This is a genomic window from Ruegeria sp. S84, from assembly GCF_056583445.1.
In genome coordinates this window covers 2,207,041-2,227,085 of the sequence record NZ_CM152618.1, presented here as the reverse complement: position 1 = coordinate 2,227,085, position 20,045 = coordinate 2,207,041, and the positions used below count along the sequence as shown (strand labels likewise).

20 protein-coding genes and 1 pseudogene are annotated in these 20,045 nt (G+C 58.8%); 16 read left to right on the top strand and 5 right to left on the bottom strand.

All coding sequences use genetic code 11. The features are described 5' to 3' along the window. Nucleotides 1-74 precede the first annotated feature (74 nt). The 3 genes from ileS (at nt 75) to AC1DFB_RS11215 (ending at nt 4,124) form a co-directional block, all read left to right on the top strand. Entirely contained in the window at nt 75-2,984 is a 2,910-nt protein-coding gene (ileS, locus tag AC1DFB_RS11225) for an isoleucine--tRNA ligase (protein WP_480921262.1), read from the top strand. A gap of 137 nt (nt 2,985-3,121) precedes the next feature. After that, entirely contained in the window at nt 3,122-3,580 is a 459-nt protein-coding gene (locus tag AC1DFB_RS11220; protein ID WP_170626480.1) for a methylated-DNA--[protein]-cysteine S-methyltransferase, read from the top strand. 76 nt (nt 3,581-3,656) lie between these two features. Next, nucleotides 3,657-4,124 (top strand): hypothetical protein, encoded by a 468-nt coding sequence (locus AC1DFB_RS11215; RefSeq protein WP_170397423.1) that lies wholly within the window; start codon nt 3,657-3,659, stop codon nt 4,122-4,124. On the opposite strand, the gene AC1DFB_RS11210 is transcribed toward AC1DFB_RS11215, so the two are convergent. The 4 genes from AC1DFB_RS11210 to fsa all read right to left on the bottom strand — a co-directional run bounded on the left by AC1DFB_RS11210 (nt 4,109) and on the right by fsa (nt 7,352). Then, nucleotides 4,109-4,822 (bottom strand): CDP-alcohol phosphatidyltransferase family protein, encoded by a 714-nt coding sequence (locus AC1DFB_RS11210; RefSeq protein ID WP_170397421.1) that lies wholly within the window; start codon nt 4,820-4,822, stop codon nt 4,109-4,111. The two genes, AC1DFB_RS11215 and AC1DFB_RS11210, sit on opposite strands and share 16 nt — an antisense overlap. A 54-nt stretch (nt 4,823-4,876) precedes the next feature. After that, nucleotides 4,877-5,797: a tyrosine recombinase XerC gene (locus AC1DFB_RS11205; protein WP_170636439.1), complete on the bottom strand. Its 921-nt coding sequence runs from the start codon at nt 5,795-5,797 to the stop codon at nt 4,877-4,879. Next, nucleotides 5,794-6,501, bottom strand: coding sequence for a DUF484 family protein (locus tag AC1DFB_RS11200; RefSeq protein ID WP_170397417.1), 708 nt, complete (start codon nt 6,499-6,501; stop codon nt 5,794-5,796). The genes AC1DFB_RS11205 and AC1DFB_RS11200 overlap by 4 nt, the downstream gene beginning before the upstream one ends. Nucleotides 6,502-6,698: 197 nt before the next feature. After that, entirely contained in the window at nt 6,699-7,352 is a 654-nt protein-coding gene (gene fsa / locus AC1DFB_RS11195; RefSeq protein WP_170404410.1) for a fructose-6-phosphate aldolase, read from the bottom strand. Nucleotides 7,353-7,440: 88 nt separating this feature from the next. On the opposite strand from fsa, the gene AC1DFB_RS11190 reads away from it, so the two are divergent. The 4 genes and pseudogenes from AC1DFB_RS11190 to AC1DFB_RS11175 all read left to right on the top strand — a co-directional run bounded on the left by AC1DFB_RS11190 (nt 7,441) and on the right by AC1DFB_RS11175 (nt 12,335). After that, nucleotides 7,441-9,636 (top strand): primosomal protein N', encoded by a 2,196-nt coding sequence (locus AC1DFB_RS11190; RefSeq protein WP_480921261.1) that lies wholly within the window; start codon nt 7,441-7,443, stop codon nt 9,634-9,636. A gap of 79 nt (nt 9,637-9,715) precedes the next feature. Further along, the gene (locus AC1DFB_RS11185) at nt 9,716-10,948 is read left to right on the top strand and encodes an MFS transporter (protein WP_480921260.1); all 1,233 of its coding nucleotides are present in this window, start codon (nt 9,716-9,718) and stop codon (nt 10,946-10,948) included. Between the two features lie 66 nt (nt 10,949-11,014). Further along, a pseudogene (locus AC1DFB_RS11180) lies at nt 11,015-11,886 on the top strand (50S ribosomal protein L11 methyltransferase). Nucleotides 11,887-11,990: 104 nt separating this feature from the next. Continuing rightward, nucleotides 11,991-12,335: a hypothetical protein gene (locus AC1DFB_RS11175; protein ID WP_170404398.1), complete on the top strand. Its 345-nt coding sequence runs from the start codon at nt 11,991-11,993 to the stop codon at nt 12,333-12,335. 108 nt (nt 12,336-12,443) lie between these two features. Here the strand turns inward: AC1DFB_RS11175 and AC1DFB_RS11170 are convergent, their stop codons facing one another. Beyond that, on the bottom strand, nt 12,444-12,659 hold the full coding sequence (locus tag AC1DFB_RS11170) for a DUF1127 domain-containing protein (protein WP_170397404.1): 216 nt from the start codon (nt 12,657-12,659) through the stop codon (nt 12,444-12,446). A 333-nt stretch (nt 12,660-12,992) separates the two neighbouring features. On the opposite strand from AC1DFB_RS11170, the gene ruvC reads away from it, so the two are divergent. From ruvC to tolB, 9 genes are all read left to right on the top strand, one after another. Further along, the gene (gene ruvC / locus AC1DFB_RS11165; RefSeq protein WP_170404395.1) at nt 12,993-13,490 is read left to right on the top strand and encodes a crossover junction endodeoxyribonuclease RuvC; all 498 of its coding nucleotides are present in this window, start codon (nt 12,993-12,995) and stop codon (nt 13,488-13,490) included. Then, nucleotides 13,487-14,164, top strand: a complete 678-nt coding sequence (gene ruvA / locus AC1DFB_RS11160) for a Holliday junction branch migration protein RuvA (protein ID WP_170424326.1) — start codon at nt 13,487-13,489, stop codon at nt 14,162-14,164. The genes ruvC and ruvA overlap by 4 nt, the downstream gene beginning before the upstream one ends. A gap of 16 nt (nt 14,165-14,180) precedes the next feature. Continuing rightward, complete coding sequence (ruvB, locus tag AC1DFB_RS11155; RefSeq protein WP_170397397.1) at nt 14,181-15,200, top strand: Holliday junction branch migration DNA helicase RuvB; 1,020 nt, start codon at nt 14,181-14,183, stop codon at nt 15,198-15,200. A gap of 64 nt (nt 15,201-15,264) precedes the next feature. Then, nucleotides 15,265-15,888 (top strand): hypothetical protein, encoded by a 624-nt coding sequence (locus AC1DFB_RS11150; RefSeq protein WP_480921259.1) that lies wholly within the window; start codon nt 15,265-15,267, stop codon nt 15,886-15,888. Next, a complete protein-coding gene (gene ybgC / locus AC1DFB_RS11145) occupies nt 15,885-16,268 on the top strand; it encodes a tol-pal system-associated acyl-CoA thioesterase (protein ID WP_170404386.1) in 384 nt (127 codons plus the stop codon). Before AC1DFB_RS11150 ends, ybgC begins: the two co-directional genes overlap by 4 nt. A 105-nt stretch (nt 16,269-16,373) precedes the next feature. Further along, complete coding sequence (gene tolQ / locus AC1DFB_RS11140; protein ID WP_170397391.1) at nt 16,374-17,069, top strand: protein TolQ; 696 nt, start codon at nt 16,374-16,376, stop codon at nt 17,067-17,069. A gap of 2 nt (nt 17,070-17,071) precedes the next feature. Next, nucleotides 17,072-17,542 (top strand): protein TolR, encoded by a 471-nt coding sequence (tolR, locus tag AC1DFB_RS11135; RefSeq protein WP_170424320.1) that lies wholly within the window; start codon nt 17,072-17,074, stop codon nt 17,540-17,542. A 15-nt stretch (nt 17,543-17,557) separates the two neighbouring features. Next, nucleotides 17,558-18,661, top strand: coding sequence for an energy transducer TonB (locus tag AC1DFB_RS11130; protein ID WP_480921258.1), 1,104 nt, complete (start codon nt 17,558-17,560; stop codon nt 18,659-18,661). Next, nucleotides 18,658-19,977 carry a Tol-Pal system beta propeller repeat protein TolB gene (gene tolB / locus AC1DFB_RS11125; protein ID WP_480587074.1) on the top strand — a complete coding sequence of 440 codons (1,320 nt, stop codon included), beginning with the start codon at nt 18,658-18,660 and terminating at the stop codon, nt 19,975-19,977. Before AC1DFB_RS11130 ends, tolB begins: the two co-directional genes overlap by 4 nt. The last annotated feature ends 68 nt before the right edge of the window (nt 19,978-20,045 follow it).

Here is a 20,045-nt window from a genome sequence, read left to right as displayed (position 1 = left end):
GGGCAAAGGTGCTTGAGTTATCGCACTGACCGCTTCGATCCATACACGACCAGAACATCCTGAGGACGCCCCAAATGTGCGCCGAAACACCTGACTACAAAGACACGCTGAACCTGCCGAAAACCGAATTCCCCATGCGTGCAGGCCTGCCCAAGCGCGAGCCAGCATGGCTGGACCGCTGGGAAAAGATCGGCGTCTATGACCGCCTTCGCGAGAAAGAGGGTCGCAAGCCTTTTACCCTGCATGACGGCCCTCCTTACGCGAACGGCCACCTGCATATCGGCCACGCACTGAACAAGACCATCAAGGACATGATTGTTCGGTCCCATCAGATGATGGGCTACGATTCACGCTATGTACCCGGCTGGGACTGCCATGGCCTGCCCATCGAATGGAAGATCGAGGAAAAGTACCGCAAGAAGGGCAAGAACAAGGACGAGGTGAACATCGTCGACTTCCGTCAGGAATGCCGCAAGTTCGCCGAAGGCTGGATCGACATCCAACGTGAAGAGTTCAAGCGTCTGGGCATCACCGGCAATTGGCCCGACCCCTATATCACGATGGACTATCACGCCGAGGCCGTGATCGCGGATGAGTTCATGAAGTTCCTGATGAACGGTACGCTTTATCAGGGCTCGAAACCCGTGATGTGGTCCCCCATCGAGAAGACCGCGCTGGCCGAGGCCGAGGTCGAGTATCACGACAAGGAAAGCTTCACCATCTGGGTGAAGTTCAAGGTTGTGAACACCGGCGATGTGACGCTGGACAACGCTTATGTGGTGATCTGGACGACGACCCCATGGACGATGCCCTCGAATAAGGCCGTGGTCTATGGCGAGGATATCTCCTACGGTCTCTACGAAGTCATCGGCCGCCCCGAGGAGTGCTGGGCGCGGATCGGTGAACGCTATCTACTGGCCGATGACCGCGCGGCGGATGTGTTTGCCCGCGCGCGTCTGGACGATACGATGTACCGCCGCCTGTGTGATGTCACGCAGGAGGATCTTGCCAAGATCCAACTGGCACACCCGCTGGCCGGGGCCGAAGATGGCAATGGCGAATGGGACGACATCCGCGATTTCCGCGCCGCTGAGTTTGTGACCGACACCGAAGGCACCGGCTTTGTCCACTGCGCGCCGTCGCACGGGATGGAGGAATTCGAGCTTTACCGTGATCTGGGGATGTTGGAACAGGTCATCACTTACAACGTGATGGATGATGGCAGCTTCCGCGCCGATCTACCGTTCTTTGGCGGTAAATACATCCTGTCCCGCAAGGGCGGTGAAGGCGATGCGAACAAGGCCGTCATCGACAAGTTGGCCGAGGTTGGCGGGCTGCTGGCGCGTGGCAAGATCAAGCACAGCTATCCGCATTCGTGGCGCTCGAAGGCGCCGATCATCTACCGCAACACGCCGCAGTGGTTTGCCTCGGTCGACCGCAAGCTGGTGGACGGCATGGGCGAGATGGGCGACTCCATCCGTGAACGGGCCCTGCGCTCGATTGATGAACTGGTGAAATGGACGCCGCAGACCGGCCGCAACCGTCTATATTCCATGATCGAAACACGCCCGGACTGGGTTCTGTCGCGCCAACGCGCCTGGGGCGTGCCGCTGACCTGCTTCACCAAGAAGGGGGCATTGCCGACCGACGCGGACTACCTGCTGCGCAACGACGAACTTAATGCGCGTATCAAGGCGGCGTTTGAGAAGGATGGCGCAGACGTCTGGTACACGGACGGGTTCAAGGAGAAGATCCTCGACGGTATCGCGAACCCCGACGACTACGATCAGGTGTTCGACGTGCTGGATGTGTGGTTCGACTCTGGCTCGACCCATGCCTTTGTGCTGCGTGATCGTGAGGACGGGACCGCGGACGGTATCGCTGACGTCTATATGGAAGGCACCGACCAGCACCGCGGGTGGTTCCATTCGTCGATGCTGCAGGCTTGCGGCACCAAGGGGCGTGCACCATACCGCAACGTAGTGACCCACGGATTTACGCTGGATTCCAAGGGCAACAAGATGTCCAAATCGCTGGGCAACACCATCGTGCCGGAAGAGGTCGTTAAACAATACGGCGCCGATATCCTGCGCTTGTGGGTGGCTCAGACCGATTACACCGCCGACCAGCGGATCGGACCGGAGATCCTGAAAGGGACAGCCGACAGCTATCGCCGCCTGCGCAATACCATGCGGTTCATGCTGGGCTCGCTGGCGGACTTCACCGAAGCGGATCGGGTTGCGCCTGAAGATATGCCGCGCCTGGAACGCTGGGTGTTAAGCCGACTGGCCGATCTGGATGAGCAGGTGCGCAAAGGTTATGCAGCATTTGACTTCCAGGGTGTATTCAGCGCCGTATTCACATTCGCCACGGTTGACCTGTCATCGTTCTATTTCGATGTCCGTAAAGACGCGCTTTATTGCGACGGTGACAGCCTACGCCGCCGTGCCGCGCGGACTGTGCTGGATATCCTATTCCACCGTCTGACCACATGGCTGGCCCCAGTTCTGGTCTTCACTATGGAAGAGGTCTGGCTGGAACGGTTCCCGGCCGATGATAGTTCGGTCCATTTAATGGATTTCCCTGAAACGCCCGCTGATTGGCGCCATGAAGAACTGGAAGCCAGCATGGCCAAAGTCCGCCGCGTTCGCCGCGCCGTGACCGCTGCGCTGGAAATTCAACGTCAGGACAAGGTGATCGGATCCAGCCTTGAGGCCGCACCGATCGTGCATGTCGAAGATCAGGAAACCCGCGATCTGCTTGCGACCTTCGACGTGGATGACATGTGCATCACTTCTGGTCTGGCTGTCACAGGCGATCCGGCTCCGGCCGAGGCGTTCCGTGTGCCGGAAATCGAGGGCGTAGCTGTATTGTTCGAAAAAGCCCAAGGTGACAAATGCCAGCGCTGCTGGAAAATCCTTCCTGATGTTGGGCTGCACGCCCATCCGGGCGTATGCGGGCGCTGTAACGAGGCGCTGAGCTGACATTCGAACGGAGCGCGAGAGAGAGATCGCTGATGCGAGGCTCTGCCTCGCGCTCCGAGGTATTTTTGGCCAGATGAAGAGGCGGATCGTCAGGATTCGGGTTGCAGGCGTGGTGAAACATCTGCAACCGTTCTCTTATGCCGATGATCGCCGTAGAAACTCAGTTTGGTTGCCTTGGTGTCGAAGAGACCAGCGGCGCCATCACGCGCCTTGTCTGGAATGGCTGTGACGAAGGCCTGGCCACCCCGGTTCTGCAAGAAGCGGCGGCGCAGTTGCGTGCCTATGACGAAGGGCGTTTGCAGCAGTTCGAACTGCCCTACCGGATCAAGGGATCGGAATTTCAGCGTCAGGTGTGCGATGCAATGTATGCTATCCCATTTGGTGATACGCGCACCTATGGCGAGTTGGCTAACGACCTTGGCTACTCGGCGCAAGCGGTTGGGCGCGGATGCGGAGGAAATCCCATCCCCATCATTATTCCCTGTCACCGGGTTCTGGGTGCAGATGGGAAGATGGTTGGGTTTTCAGGCCACGGCGGTGTTGAGACCAAAGTGGCTCTGCTGCGTCACGAAGGTGCTGCCAGCCTGTTGATCTGATCGGTACTTATCTGTTGCAATCGGAGCGGCACGGCCCCAACCTATATCGAATAGTGAATTTGAAGGACCGAATTGAATGACCGGCCAGACAGACCCCGCCGCACGCAAGAAAGCCATCATCGATCATCTGATGTCTTTGGAAGAACAGGAACTGGCAACCGCACAGGCACATTATGATGCCTTCCTTAAGGACTCGCAGTTGGATGACCGAGAAGGGCATGACAAGGACGACATCGCTGCCTCGCGCGAGAATGCAGATCTGGCGGCCGCCTTTGATGCGCCTGTTCATGCGCATCACGCCAAGATTGACGTGATCGAGAACACCGATTTTGGCCTCACGGATACGGTGCAGCCCGGCGCCGTAATCAAGTTCAACAATCGCCGCTTCGTCGTATGTGTCTCAACGACTCGGTTTGAGGTGGACGGCAAAACCTACATGGGCATTTCGACCCAAAGCCCGATCTATCTGGCTATGGTTGGCCTGCAAGAGGGTGACGTGTTCACCCATAACGGGACTGAGTTCGAGGTTCAGGAAGTCTTGTAATCCCGGGCCTTGCGCGGCGGAATGATCTGCTGCGCAATACCGGCCGAGACCAAATACAAGCTGGTGATCACCAGCCCCCAATGGGCCCAGCTTTCGGGGTGAAAGTCGACCCAGGCGGCCCAGCCTGCAAAGAATGTCCACGCAAAAGCCATAGGCAATGACAGGGTGCGCCAACGCTCGGTCCGGACTGGGTGAATGAATTTCAGCGGCAGGAACATTGCGACAGACAGCAAGGTGACCAGCAGCAGGATGACCCAGAAGTTGGGCTCCAGGGCGAAGATCACAATGACGAACATGTTCCAGCAGCCTGGAAAGCCAGAGAAGGAATTATCCTTGGTTTTCATGCGGGTATCCGCAAAGTACATCGCGCTTGCAAAGGTGATGACGATGATTGCGAACCAGCCGGTCCAGCCGTCCATCAGACCTGACTTAAACAAGGCGAAAGCGGGAATGAACACGTAGGTCAGATAGTCGATGATCAGATCCAGCAATACCCCGTCAAACTCGGGTGCGTTCTTTTTGACATGATAGTGCCGCGCCAGCGGGCCATCGATGCCATCGACGATGAACGAGACAACGAGCCAGAGATACATCAGGCTCCATTTCTCTTCGACTGCTGCCAGCATTGCGAGCATTGCGAAAACGGCACCTGTGGCGGTGAAGAGATGAACGGAAAGCGCTTTGAATCTGAGTGTCATGGTGGTGTCATGACGGAAGCAAGGCGCAGATGCAAAGCAAAAAGGGTCTTTGCTTCAGGCTTTTGGGTGCGTGCGGTTATAGACTTCCATCAACCGGGCCGTATCGACTGCGGTATAGGTCTGCGTGGTCGAAAGCGAGGCGTGACCCAAAAGCTCTTGGATCGCGCGCAGGTCGCCGCCCGCAGACAGCAGATGGGTGGCAAAGCTGTGGCGCATCGCGTGCGGGGTGGCTGTTGCGGGAAGGCCAAGTTGCGTCCGTGCCTTGGCGACCACAGCCTGAATGATTCCGGGGTTTAGCGGGCCGCCCCTGACACCTCGGAACAACGCCTTATCAGGGGATTGCGGATGTGGGCAAAGGTGAAGATAGCGATCCACCGAAGCCCGAGCGGCAGGCAAGACCGGTACGATTCTTTCCTTATCGCCCTTACCCGATATGCGCAGCGTTTCTGGCAGAGGAGCGTCCACACCGGTCAAAGACAACGCCTCGGAAATCCGCAACCCGCACCCGTAGAGGAGCGTCACAACTGCAACATCCCGTGCAGCGACCCAGTCCGATGAGGATTGTAGCTCGACCGTGTCGATCATTGCGCGCGCGGCATCTTCGGCCAGGGGTCGGGGCAGTTTCTTGGTAAATTTAGGCGCTCGGGTGGACAGCACCGCAGTAGGTTCGAACCCTTCGCGTTCGGCCAACCAGCGATAGAAGGTTTTGACGGCTGAAAGCTTGCGCGCCAGAGATCGCGCGCCGACATCAGAATTTCGCTGCTCTGCCATCCAGGCCCGCATGTCAGAAACGCTGATGCGTTCCAGCGCGGCCAGCCCTTGGCGCTCGCTGTGATGCAAGGTCATGAAGGACAGGAATTCTGTCACGTCGCCGCGATAGGCGTCGAGCGTATTTTCAGACCGCCCCGCCAGCGCCCCCAGACTGTCCAGCCAATGCTGCAGAGCATCGCGGCAGGCTGGGGAAATCAGGCTCACGACAGCCAGTGGCGCATAGAGCGTTCGAACACGCCGGCAAAGAAGGCAAGAAGATCAGTTCCAAGCTGAGGTGAGAAATGCCTGGGGTCGCGCGCGCCCATGACAATCATGCCGGGTAGGCGGCCAGTGCCAAGATCGAGTTTCAGGCAGGCCTCGGATCGTAGCTGATCGGCTTGTTTACCGTAAACTTGCGGATTGGGATGGCGGATTTCGCGCAAGGTAACCTCGCGCGGCTGACCGTTGCGGTCAGCGGTTAGATAGCTATCGATAAAGCCGGGCTCAGCCACAGTCAACACGCCGCCGAGCTGGTTCACCACCGGATCATCACGTACGACGGTTGTTTCGAGGACCAGAGTGATGTGATCGACACGCAGGATTTCGGCCACGTCATTGCCTAGCGCGCGCAGGAAATCCTCGAACACGGTGGGCTCCAACAGGCGAAGAATGGCGCGATGCACCTGATTGGTGCCCGCCAAGTTCTCATACGCCGCTGCGATGACTGAGCGATGAGTGTCCTCAAGGCGGTCAAGACGCGCCTCAAGCCGCTGCATGGCGATACCGCGCAGGTCGATAACGTTGTCACCACGCGCCTGCTCATTTGCAGCCACCAAGGCCTGCATCAGGTCTTTGTCATCCAGCACGGCGTCAGGCTCAGCCAGAATTGCGGCGCGGAGATTGTCCTTGAGTTTAGGATCGCTGCTCATGTCCCGTCCGGTCGTTTTTTTTGTTTGGCGGGCTTATAACATGGGTTGCTGGATTTGCCTTGGGAAAAATGCACGCGAAAGGCGAATTTCATCGCTGCTGTGGCGGGCGCTCCCGCCTGCCCGGCGCTGATCAAAGATCAGCTTTTGCCGTTGGGCCGGGCGCGGTGCCTGATGGCACCGCGCGGCAATGCTTGGGATCAGAGGATTTTCTGACCTGTCTTGGCCCAGTCGGCCAGGAAAGTTTCAAGGCCTTTGTCGGTCAGCGGGTGGTCGGCCAGTTTTTTGATCACGCCCGGAGGTGCTGTAATCACGTCAGCCCCGATGCGGGCACTGTCGGTCACGTGGTTTACGGTGCGGATCGAGGCGGCGAGGATTTCGGTCTCGAACCCGTAATTGTCATAAACTTGGCGAATATCTGCGATCAGGTCCATGCCATCGAGGTTGATATCATCCAGACGTCCGATGAACGGCGAGATGAAGGTTGCGCCCGCTTTGGCCGCCAGAATCGCCTGATTGGTCGAGAAGCACAGGGTCACGTTGACCATCTGGCCTTCGTCGGTCAGTGTTTTACAGGTTTTCAAACCAGCCCATGTCAGCGGTACTTTGACTGCGATGTTGGGCGCGATCTTGGCCAGCTTACGGCCTTCGGCGATCATGTCTTCGGCCTCGGTGGCGACAACTTCGGCCGAGACGGGGCCGTCGACCAGATCACAGATCTCTTTGGTGACTTCCAGAATGTCGCGGCCCGATTTCAGGATCAGCGAGGGATTGGTGGTTACGCCGTCCACCATGCCCAGATCGTTCAGTTCGGCGATGGCGTCGATCTCGGCGGTGTCTACGAAGAATTTCATGAGGGCAGTCCTTTGATGGGTTGGCCTTGGTCGCGGATGGCTTTACCTCAAAGAGACCCATGCTGGAACCCCCTGCGAAGGATATACCGTGAGCGCTAACGGATTTTTCGACGAAGGAGAGCTGGTTGCGGTGCTGACCACGCAGCCGCTGGACCGGACGTTGGATTACAAAGCGCCCGAGGGCGGGTGCTTTCTTGGGGCGTTTGTCGAGGTGCCTTTGGGCCCGCGCAAAGTCTTGGGTGTGGTTTGGGGGCCGGGGCAGGGTGGTTTTGATCTGGCCAAGGCGCGATCGGTGAACCGGGTGCTTGAGGTCGCGCCGATGCGTGAAGAAATGCGGGTGTTTCTGGGGAAAGTGGCTGACTACACCCTGACGCCGATGCCTGCGATGCTGCGGCTAGCAACGCGCGCGCCGGGGTTGGGCGATCCGCCCTCGATGCGCAAGGTTTATCGTTTGGGCGGTGGTCAACCGGACCGAATGACCGACGCACGAATGCGGGTACTTGAAGTTTTGCGAGACTATGGCGGCTTGGCTTTTACGCTGAAGGAACTGGCCGAGCAAGCGGGGGTCACATCTTCGGTCATCAAGGGGTTGGTCAAACAGAACGCTGTGCGTGAAGAGGACAGCCCGCGTGATCTTCCTTATCCTCATCTTGATCCAGAATTGCCGGGAAAGGACCTGACCGAGGATCAGGCGGAGGCCGTGATGCGGCTTCAGACCGGGCAACGGACGGGAGATTATGGAACGACTCTTCTGAAGGGAGTGACGGGTTCGGGCAAGACCGAGGTTTATCTTGAGGCGGTCGCCGAGGCCCTGCGCGTGGGGCGGCAAGCACTGGTCTTGCTGCCCGAGATCGCGCTGACGGCTGAATTTCTGACCCGTGTCGAGGCGCGATTTGGTGCGCGTCCGGCGGAATGGCATTCGGGCGCGACCATGACTGAACGTCGCCGGGTTTGGCGGATGGTCGGTCAGGGTGATGCGCAACTGGTCGTTGGTGCCCGGTCAGCACTGTTTCTTCCATTTCGCGATCTTGGTCTCGTAGTTGTCGATGAAGAACACGACACCTCGTACAAACAAGAAGATGGGGTGCATTATAGTGCGCGGGATATGGCCGTTCTGCGTTCGGCCATCTGCGGAGCGCGGGTGATTCTGGCCAGCGCGACGCCTTCACTGGAAAGCTGGGCCAATGCCGAGGCAGGTAAATACGAACGGCTGGACCTGACCTCGCGTTTTGGTGCAGCAGTCCTGCCCGAAATGAAGCCGATCGACATGCGCGCCGAGCAGATGCAGGCCGGGACTTGGATTTCCCCCTCGCTGCGGCAGTCGGTGCAACAGCGTATCGAACGCGAGGAGCAGTCACTGCTGTTCATCAACCGCCGTGGCTATGCGCCCGTGACACTATGCCGGGCGTGCGGGGAGCAGATTGCCTGCGATCATTGCGACGCGCGAATGGTTGAACACCGGTTCCTCAAGCGTCTGATGTGCCATCAATGTGGTGAGACCAAGCCAATGCCAGAGGCCTGCCCATCCTGCGGGGTCGAGGGTAAACTGGCACCGGTCGGACCCGGGATTGAACGGCTGGCAGAAGAAGCCGAGGCGGCGTTCCCCGAAGCCAAGATCGCTATGCTCAGCTCTGATCTGTTTGGTTCGGCTCGTGCCCTGAAGGCCAAGATCGAAGAGATTGCCGAAGGCGATGCGGATATCGTTATCGGGACGCAGCTGGTGGCCAAAGGACATAACTTTCCAAAGCTGACACTTGTAGGGGTGATCGATGCGGACCTCAGCCTGCATGGGGCCGACCTGCGCGCGGCGGAACGAACTTTTCAATTGATGCGGCAGGTGGCGGGCCGGGCAGGTCGTGCGGAAAAACCGGGGCAGGCGTTGTTGCAGACATTCCAGCCGGAACATCCGGTGATCCGGGCGATTCTATCGGGCGATGAAGAAGGGTTCTGGAAGGCTGAAGCCGCCGGGCGTCAGGCCGCCGGGGTGCCGCCTTATGGTCGAATGGCCGGGATTGTCCTGTCTGGCCCCGAGGTCGGGCCGGTCTTCGACATCGGCAACGCCATGGCGCGCAACGATTCGCCGTTGCGCGATGTTGGTGCTCAGGTATTTGGCCCGGCTCCAGCCCCGATCGCGCGCATACGCGGGCGTCACCGCGTCCGGCTGTTAGTCAAAGCCCCGAAAAGTGCGCCTATTCAGGACGCCATCGCCCGCTGGATCGCCCCGTTGAAGTTGAAAGGCGGTATCCGCCTGACCGTGGATATCGATCCGCAAAGCTTCTACTGACCCCTGCATCAGTGCAGAGCCGCTGTGCGCCGGCCGCTTTCCCCTCGCCAAAAAGTACAAATGGGCGTAGAGCATCCTCATGCTGAAACCCATGCCCTTGTCTGAGGCGCAGAGTCTTCCGCTCTGGCGCCGACCTATGACGCTCTTGTTCGTGATGGCGTTGACCATGCCGATCGCGTTCAACGCGTGGAGTGCATTGCTGAACAATTTCGTCATCGAGGTGGCCAGCTTTGATGGCGCAGATATCGGATTGCTACACACGGTGCGCGAGATTCCGGGCTTTCTGGCCGTTGGCGTGATTGCGGTGATCATTTTCATCCGCGAGCAGGTACTGGCCATGATCTCATTGATGATGTTGGGCGTGGCGACGGCGGTGACGGCCTGGTTTCCCAGCCTTGGCGGGCTGCTGTTTGTGACGCTGTTCAGCTCGATCGGGTTTCACTACTATGAGACGGTGAACCAGTCACTGCAGCTGCAATGGCTGCCTAAAGACCGTGCGCCGCAGGTGCTTGGCTGGCTGGTGGCTATGGGCTCGGCTGCGACGGCTGTGGTCTATGGCTTGATCGTCCTGACATGGGACCGCTTCGACCTGTCCTATAACTTCGTGTTCATGGCGGCAGGCGGTGCGACAACTTTGCTGGCAGTGTTTTGCTTGATTGCTTACCCGCAATTCGACGCACCGACGCCGCAGACCAAGAAGCTGATCCTACGTCGCCGCTACTGGCTGTATTATGCATTACAGTTCATGGCGGGCGCGCGGCGGCAGATTTTTGTCGTGTTCGCCGGTTTCATGATGGTCGAGAAATTCGGCTTTGAAGTACACGAACTGACCAGCCTTTACCTGATCAACCTTATGATCAACATGATGGCGGCTCCGCTGCTGGGCAAGGCAGTCGCGCGGTTTGGCGAACGCCGCACTCTGATCTTTGAATATGCCGGGCTCGCCATCGTTTTCGCAGCCTATGGCGGCATCTACTGGTTTAGCTGGGGCGTGCTGCTGGCGGCGATCCTCTATGTGATCGACCATGTGCTGTTTGCTCTGGCGTTGGCTTTGAAAACTTATTTCCAGAAGATCGCCGACCCGGCGGATATTGCGCCCACTGCGGCGGTGGCATTTACCATAAATCATATCGCCGCTGTTTTCCTGCCAGCACTTTTAGGTCTGCTATGGGTCGTTTCGCCCGGCGCAGTGTTTGGTTTGGCCGCTGCAATGGCGATCATCTCGCTTCTGCTGTCATTACTGATCCCGCGTCATCCGGAACCGGGCAACGAAACCATCCTGTCGAAATACGCCCCCGCGCCCGCCGAATAAGCGACTCCGCTTGACCTTGGCGGTCGGTGCCCCTAGGCGCTGTTTCGATCGAAACAGGAGGCCCCCATGCCAACATTCACTGCTCTGACCACTTTGACCGGCAAGAAAACCGCCGAAGGATTGGGCGAGGCGATGGAACGGCTGGACCCGGAACCAACCGGCGTCGGCGTGTTCGAGGTCGAGGATGGCTCGGGCCTGTGGGAAGTCGGCGGCTATTTTACCGAAACCCCGGATGAAACCGCGCTGGCGGTTCTGGCCGCCGCGTTCGTGGCCAAGCCCTTTGTGGTCTCGGAACTGCCCGAAACGGATTGGGTCGCCCATGTCCGCCGCGAACTAGCCCCGGTCGAGGCCGGTCGGTTTTTTGTCTATGGAAGCCATGATGCCGACAAACTGCCCGAGGGCCGCATTCCGCTGCTGATCGAAGCTGCGATGGCCTTTGGCACGGGGCACCATGGGACAACGCTTGGTTGCCTCAAGGCTTTGGACCATCTTCTGGATGTTGGGTTCACGGCCAGCAAGGTTGCCGATATCGGCTGTGGCACCGCCGTATTGGCGATGGCCGCAGCGCGGGTCTGGGAGGGCCAGATTGTCGCCAGCGACATTGATGAGGTTGCCGTCGACGTGGCCGAGGCCAACCTTCGGGCGAACGGTATGGCGGGTGCGGTTAAATGCGTTGAAGCGGCAGGTTTCGATCACCCGGATCTGAAGGCGCATGCGCCTTACGATCTGATATTCGCCAATATCCTAAAAGGTCCGCTCGTGGCCCTTTCGCCTGAAATTTCGGCGAACCTGCGGGGGGTGGACAAGCGATTCTATCGGGAATCCTCAATGAACAGGCCGATGACGTGATCTCGGTTTATCTCCAAAACGGCTTCAATCTGGTTCGCCAGGATCGAATTGGTGAGTGGGCGACGCTAATCTTAAGCAAACAGGGCTGAATTTAGGCCATTTACGGGAGTTTTGTGGATTTTTGCCACGTTTTTGTCGCATTCTCTAATTACCGTCTTTCAATGCACTCGGGGGGCGGTTATCGGAGGCTGCCATGACAGGAAAACAACTCGAATTCGATCAACGCATCTCGCGTTTGAACAAAAAGCATCAGAAACTCAGCCGCGGCTATCGTGCCACGTTGCGCTCAGACGGGCTGGTGGTGATGAAACCACAGCGTATGCGTTCAGCAGTTTCAGCGAGGGTTTTGTTGCTGTGTCTGATTGGCTTCTTTGCATTCAAGGCCTTTTTACTGTCCCATCTTGGCCCGACTGCGTACGAAACGCGTGTTGAAAGCCTGAATCAGGGCACGCCGGTTGAGAAAGCTGGCGCCTGGATCATGCAGGCCGATCCGGTGACCGCGTTTTTCTCGAGCCAACTGAACAAGGTATGGTTCTAATCGGATATCTTGCACCCTCCTAATAAAAACACCGCATGCCTCACGGCGTGCGGTGTTTCTGTTTGCCCCACAGGGAGGAGGAAGGGGCGTATGCGGTAGTCCGTTATCTCAGTAACGGCGGCCTTCGGCGACAACGTCGATGTCGCCGCGGCATAGTCCGATATCGTCCAGTTCGCGGTCAGAAAGACCGTTCAGCGCGTTACGGGTTGCGCGGGCGTCATTCCATTCAACAACGGCGTTTACAACCGATGCAAAAAGTGCGCCGATACGGCCGACGAGGCCGAATGAGCCAGTGGTGGTGCGGGTGGTATCCAGTGCAGCCATATCCTGTTTCCTTCTGGTTTGTGTTAAACTCTGATCTTGCGATCTGAGCGGCATCTAGTGATGAGTTTCGCCGTGCGCAAGCTCAGAAATTGCATGTGTCCTATGCATTTTTTGCAACGCTCGAAATTGATGAAAACCCCTTAAATCATTGGTTAAAGTTCGATCGGAAAAGCGTCGAAAACGAACCTAACCCGGTCGCAAACAGGCCGCGAGGAACCAGAGGCGACATGGATGTCGGTTTTGGACCCTGAGTTGATTTCCTTGGAAAATGTTCACGCTTCGTGCTAGTCGATGAAAAAAGATCACACAAACCCGAGCAGGCCGAGACAAAACATGCGAATTCTGGGCATTGATCCAGGGCTTAGAACCTTGGGATGGGGCGTCATCGAATCGCATGGCAGCCGCCTGAGCCACGTTGCGAATGGATTGTGCAAATCCGATGGTGATGATCTGGGGGAAAGGCTGCTGTCGCTACACAATCAAATCGTCGAAGTCATCGCCGAGCACAATCCAGATCAGGCGGCAATTGAACAGACCTTCGTCAACAAAGATGGGGCCGGTACACTGAAACTGGGTCAGGCGCGTGGTGTTGCGCTTCTGACGCTTGCGCAGGCGGGTTTGCCGGTTGGCGAGTACGCCCCCAACCGCGTCAAGAAAACTGTGGTGGGCGTCGGCCACGCCGAAAAAGAGCAGGTTCTGCATATGGTCAAACTCCAACTGCCCGGTTGTTCCCCCAAAGGGGCGGATGCTGCGGATGCATTGGCGATTGCCATCTGCCATTCTTACTATGGCGCCGCACCGCAGGCACGGATGAAAGAGGTACGCGCATGATCGGCAAGCTCACTGGACGGCTGGATTACCGCGCGGCGGATCACGTTCTGATCGACGTGCGGGGGGTCGGCTATATCGTCTATTGCTCGGACCGGACCATGGCGGCCCTGCCGGGGGTGGGTGAGGCAATGTCAATCTACACCGATATGGTCGTGCGCGAAGACCTGATGCAGCTTTATGGTTTTCTGTCCTTGGTCGAGAAGGAATGGCACCGTCTGCTGTGCTCGGTTCAGGGTGTGGGTGCGAAGGTATCGCTGGCCATTCTTAGTGCGCTGGGGCCTGATGGTGTCAGCCGCGCGATTGCCTTGGGCGACTGGGGGGCCGTGAAGGCCGCAAAGGGTGTCGGCCCCAAGACCGCGCAGCGGATCGTGCTTGACCTCAAGGACAAGGCCCCGGGTGTGATGGCGATGGGCGGCACGGTGACCGAAGCGATGGATGGCCCGGCACTTGAAGTGGTTGAGACGACCGAGCCTGCGCCTGTTCCGAAACGGGTGGCGAAACCGGCCTCGGGCGCTGCCGCTGCTTCTGCAGATGCGCTGTCGGCGTTGGGCAATCTGGGCTATGGACCGTCCGAGGCGGCATCGGCCGTGGCCGAGGCGGCGGCTAATATGCCAGATGCGGGCGAGGCCGATCTGATACGCGCCGCGCTGAAGCTACTGGCCCCCAAGGGCTGAGTGAAAGGGTAACTGAATGGTAGACGCTGATCCCGCCCTGCGACCCGAACCGATGCCCGAGGACAATGACCGCGCCCTGCGCCCGCAGGGGCTGGATGAATTCATTGGTCAGGCCGAGGCGCGGGCCAACCTGCGCATCTTCATCCAGTCGGCCCGCCAACGCGGTGAGGCGATGGATCACACGCTGTTCCATGGTCCACCTGGATTGGGTAAGACCACGCTGGCGCAGATCATGGCGCGCGAGTTGGGAGTGAATTTCCGCATGACCTCGGGGCCGGTTCTGGCCAAGGCAGGGGATTTGGCGGCGATTCTGACCAATCTGGAATCGCGGGATGTCTTGTTCATCGACGAGATTCACCGTCTGAACCCGGCGGTCGAAGAGGTGCTGTACCCCGCGATGGAGGATTTCGAGCTGGATCTTGTCATTGGTGAAGGTCCGGCGGCGCGGACTGTACGGATCGAGCTGCAGCCATTTACGCTGGTCGGGGCGACAACGCGGATGGGGTTGCTGACCACGCCGTTGCGCGATCGGTTTGGCATCCCGACCCGGCTGCAGTTCTATACGGTCGACGAGTTGCACGAGATCGTCACCCGCAATGCCCGCAAACTGGGCGCACCTGCGGATGACGAAGGCGCGCGTGAGATCGCGCGCAGGTCTCGTGGAACACCACGGATCGCCGGTCGTCTGCTGAGACGCGTAGTGGATTTTGCCATCGTCGAAGGCGATGGGCGGATTACGCGCGACTTGGCGGATGGGTCACTGACCCGGCTGGGGGTCGATAACCTTGGTCTGGACGGGGCCGACCGCCGGTATTTGAAGCTGATTGCCGAGAACTATGCGGGCGGGCCAGTGGGGATTGAAACACTCTCGGCGGCGTTGTCCGAAAGCCGGGATTCGCTGGAAGAGGTGATCGAGCCTTATCTCCTGCAGCAAGGCCTGATCCAGCGCACTCCGCGCGGACGGATGCTGGCGCAAAAGGCATGGACGCATCTGGGGATGGCTGCACCCAAAGGACAGAGCGATCTGTTTGGTTGAAGTGGGGCGCATTAGATTTTAAGCCTCAGGCAGTCGTATCTAAATCGAGAAGAAGGACTGGGGCGTGACACCCGATGAGATTGAGGCGCTGTTCACACGCGATAGCGGTGAGTTTCTGTTTGCGCGCTGGGGCAGACCCATCGTGCCCATCGTGTTTGGTGTCGAGGATGAAACGCTGTCGACCGTTAAAAGTGCGTTCGAGGCGGTTGTCACTCTGGCAAATCACAAGATGGCCGAGACGGATCCCGAACTGGGTGCCAATTGCATGGTGTTCTTCTTCCGTGAGTGGCAGGAATTGTTGGATGTGCCCGATCTGGATCGCCTGATCCCGGATCTGGCCCCACTGGTTGACCGGCTGGTGGCTGCCGATGCCAATCAGTATCGCATTTTCCGGTTCGAAGAAGACGGCGCCATCCGCGCGGCATTTGTGTTTTTGCGCATGGACAAAGAGCTGTCGAAAGTGCCGGCAGAAACGCTGGCGCTAAACCAGGTCGTACAAACGATCCTGCTTTGGTCCGATACTGCCTTTCGCAGCGCCTCACCTCTGGCGATTGCTGGTGACGCGACGATCTTGCGGCCTGATATTGCGGCCTTGATCCGCGCCGCCTACGATCCTGTTCTGCCCGGTGCCGCGCAGGACCCCTCTCATGCGCTGCGCTTGTTCGCCAGATTGGAGCCGTCGCAATGAAGCATCACTACCCGGTCCGTGTTTATTACGAAGACACCGACATGGGAGGCGTGGTCTATCACGCAAATTATCTGAGATTCATCGAACGCGCCCGGTCGGACTGGGTGCGTAAACTGGGTAATGATCAGAACGCGATGCGGGACGCAGGCATTGTCTGGGTCGTGCGGCGGATCGAGGCGGATTATCTCGCCGCCGCTAGGTTTGAAGACGAGCTGATGGTCGAGACCGAGATGGTTTCGCTATCGGGCGCTCGGTTGACAATGTCGCAATTGGTCAAGCGTGGCGAGACCGAGATTTTCCGCGCCGAGGTAACGGCTGTCTGCATGAATGCGCAAGGTAAGCCCGTTCGTCTTCCGGCAGAGATTCGCGCATTGATGTAACATTTTCAGCCTCCGGGGTGGTTCTGTTGGCTTTTCATCTCCATCTGCGTTAGCGTTTGGCAAAACAAGGCCAAATGGCCATCAGGCAAAACAAAGAGCAGGTTCATGGAAGCTGAAACGCTGGCGCTGGCGCAGGAGATCGATTTCTCCATGTGGGGGCTGTATGCCCGCGCGACCTTTATCGTCAAACTGGTGATGTTGATGCTGATCGGTGCATCCATCTGGTCCTGGGGCATTATCATTCAGAAACTGATCAACTACCGAGCCGCGCGGCGCGAGGCGCAGGTATTCGATGAAAGCTTCTGGTCTGGCAATCCGCTGGATGAGCTGTTCGAGCAGATCGGAACCCAGCCCGATGGCAGTTCCGAGAAGATTTTCGCGGCGGGGATGATCGAGTGGCGACGCTCGCACCGCACCGATGGCGGCTTGATCGCGGGGGCGACGGCGCGGATCGATCGCTCGATGGACGTGGCGATCGCGAAAGAGGCTGAGGGGCTGCAGAAAGGGTTGCCCATTCTGGCCACTGTCGGATCGACAGCGCCGTTTATCGGCCTGTTTGGCACCGTTTGGGGCATCATGAATGCCTTTATCGAGATTGCCGAGCAGCAGAACACAAACCTCGCCGTTGTGGCCCCGGGTATTGCCGAGGCGTTGCTGGCCACCGGTCTTGGCTTGTTGGCCGCGATCCCGGCGGTGATATTCTATAATAAACTCAGCGCAGACAGTGACCGCATCGTCGGCGGCTACGAGGCCTTTGCCGATGAATTCGCCACTATCCTGTCGCGTCAGTTGGATAGCTGACGATGGGTGCGGCAGTTCAGCAAAGCTCGGGCGGGAACGGACGCAGGCGCGGGCGGCGGCGCGGGCGCGCCCAACCGATGGCCGAGATCAACGTGACGCCCTTTGTTGATGTCATGCTGGTGTTGCTGATCATCTTTATGGTGGCGGCCCCATTGTTGACCGTCGGCGTACCTGTCGATCTGCCCAAGACTGCCGCAAGTGCCTTACCCGGTGACAACGAAGAGCCGCTGACTGTGACCCTGACCGCAGATGGGCGCGTGCAGATCCAGACCACGGATGTGCTGCGCGAAGAACTGATCGGTAAGCTGCGCGCGATCGCAGCTGAGCGCAGCAGCGACCGCGTGTTCTTGCGTGCCGACGGCGCGATTCCATATGCGCAAGTGATGCAGGTCATGGGCGCTTTGAACGCGGGTGGGTTTTCCAACGTTGGCCTTGTGACCGATACCGGCGGGCCAACGCTGGACGAAGGGTGAGAGTGAGGCTGCGCGGTGGATACCGGCACCAAGATTTCGGCAATTGCGCATGTCAGCCTGATTGGCTGGGCGCTGATCGGCGGGAACTTCCGGTCCGAGCCGCTGCCGATGGCTGTACAGGATGTCTCGGTGATCTCGGCTGAGCAGTTTGCGGCCATGACCGCGCAACGCGAGGCACCCGAGGTGCCGACTGACCCGGCTGAACTGCAACAGCCTGCAGAACCTGATGAGATCGAAATACTGGACCCGACGCCGGAAGATACGCCCGAACCTGAGCAGGTTGCTCAACCCGAACCGGATCCGGAACCGGAACCAGAACCAGAAACAGTGGAAATCCCACCTGAACCCGAACTGATAGAACAGCCTCCAACGCTTGAAGAGCCCGAGCCTGAGCTGGCGGCGCTTCCTGCGCCTCCAGGCCCAGAGGCAGAACCAAGCCCTGCGGACAAGATCGCGCCCGAGCAGATTGCTCCTCCTCCGCCCGAGGCCAAGCCGGATGACATTGAAACCCCTCCGGTTTCGCTGGATGAAGGGGCGGAAATCCAACAAGAACAGCAGGATCAAACGGCACCAGAAGAGGCCGCGCCCGAGATCGTGACCGAGGCGGAAGAAGTCGAAGATCCGGCCCCGCGAACCTCTCCTCGTCCGCGCGTGCGCCCGAACCGACCGGCACCCCAGCCAGAGCCTGAGGTTGCAGAAACGCCCGAGCCCGCGCCGACTGAACCTGCGCAAAACGAGCAAGCAATAAATGACGCCCTGGCCGAAGCATTGGGCAATGGCACCGAACCTTCGGGCCCACCACTGACTAGCGGTGAAAAAGACGCGATGCGGGTTGCGGTGTCGCGGTGTTGGAATGTCGGGTCCCTGTCGACGGATGCGCTGGAAACTGTGGTTGTTGTCGGGTTTTCGTTAACCAGAGATGGCAAAGTGGTTGGCGGCAGTTTGCAGCTACTCGACAGCACAGGCGGCTCGGCCGCATCAGCAAAACAAGCCTACGAAGCTGCGCGCCGCGCAATTTTGCGCTGTGGGTCTAAAGGATATGACCTACCTGCTGACAAATACGATCAATGGCAGGATATTGAGATTACATTCAATCCCGAGAGGATGCGGATCAAATGATGAAACTTCTGACCAGCCTCTTAATTGGCCTGACCCTTCTTTCGACCTCGGCCTACGCCCAAAGTGGCCCGCTGCGTCTGGAAATCGATGAAGGGATCATCGAGCCGATGCCATTTGCGGTGCCGAGCTTTGTGCCGGACGGACCTTCTGCCGCACAATATGCGCAAGACATCTCGCGCGTGGTGGTATCGGACCTGACGGGAACGGGTTTGTTCCGCGAAATCTCGTCGGATGCATTCATCAGCCGGGTCAGCAGTTTTGATGCCCCGGTGCAGTTTGCCGATTGGAAAGCGATCAACGCGCAGGCACTGGTGACAGGGGCGGTCAATGTTTCGGGCAAACGGCTGACGGTGCGGTTCCGGGTTTGGGACGTGTTCTCGGGTCAGGAACTGGGCAATGGGTTGCAGTTTGCGGGCACCACCGACGGCTGGCGTCGCATGGCGCATAAGGTGGCCGATCAGGTCTATACCCGGATCACCGGCGAGGGTGCTTACTTTGACAGCCGAGTCGCGTTCGTGTCGGAAAGCGGCCCTAAGGATCAGCGGCGCAAGCGGTTGGCGATCATGGATTATGACGGCGCGAATGTGCAGTACCTGACTGACAGTGCCGCCATCGTGTTGGCTCCGCGCTTTTCGCCAACCGGCGACCGGCTGCTGTACACCAGCTATGAAACCGGTCAGCCGCGTATCTATCTACTGGATGTAGGCCGTGTGAAACGGCAGGAATTGCCGACGCAGGAAGGCACCATGAGCTTTTCGCCACGTTTCTCACCCGATGGCCGTTCGATCGTTTATTCTCTGACCCAGGGCGGAAACACCGATCTGTGGAAGATGGACCTGGCCTCGGGCCAGAGCGTGCGGCTGACCAACACGCCGGCAATTGAAACTGCCCCCAGCTATGCGCCGGATGGCAGCCGGATTGTGTTCGAAAGCGACCGGTCGGGCACTCCGCAGCTTTACATCATGCCCGCCAACGGAGGCGAGGCAACGCGGATCAGTTTTGGGCAAGGCCGCTATGGCACGCCGGTCTGGTCTCCGCGTGGTGACTTGATTGCCTTTACCAAGCAGAACAAAGGTCGCTTCCACATCGGTGTTATGCGCACGGATGGCAGCGAAGAGCGCCTTTTGACCGCGTCGTTCCTGGACGAAGGTCCCACATGGTCGCCAAACGGGCGGGTCATCATGTTCACCCGCGAAACGCAGGGGGCAAGCGGTCGATCGACGCTTTACTCTGTGGATATTTCGGGCCGTAACTTGCGTCCTGTTAGAACGCCGGATGGCGGTAGCGACCCGTCTTGGGGGCCACTGCAGAATTGATCGGAACAGACAGCAGGTAAAGTTCACAACAAACCCGCAATGTGATAGAAGCGCGGCAATAAACAACG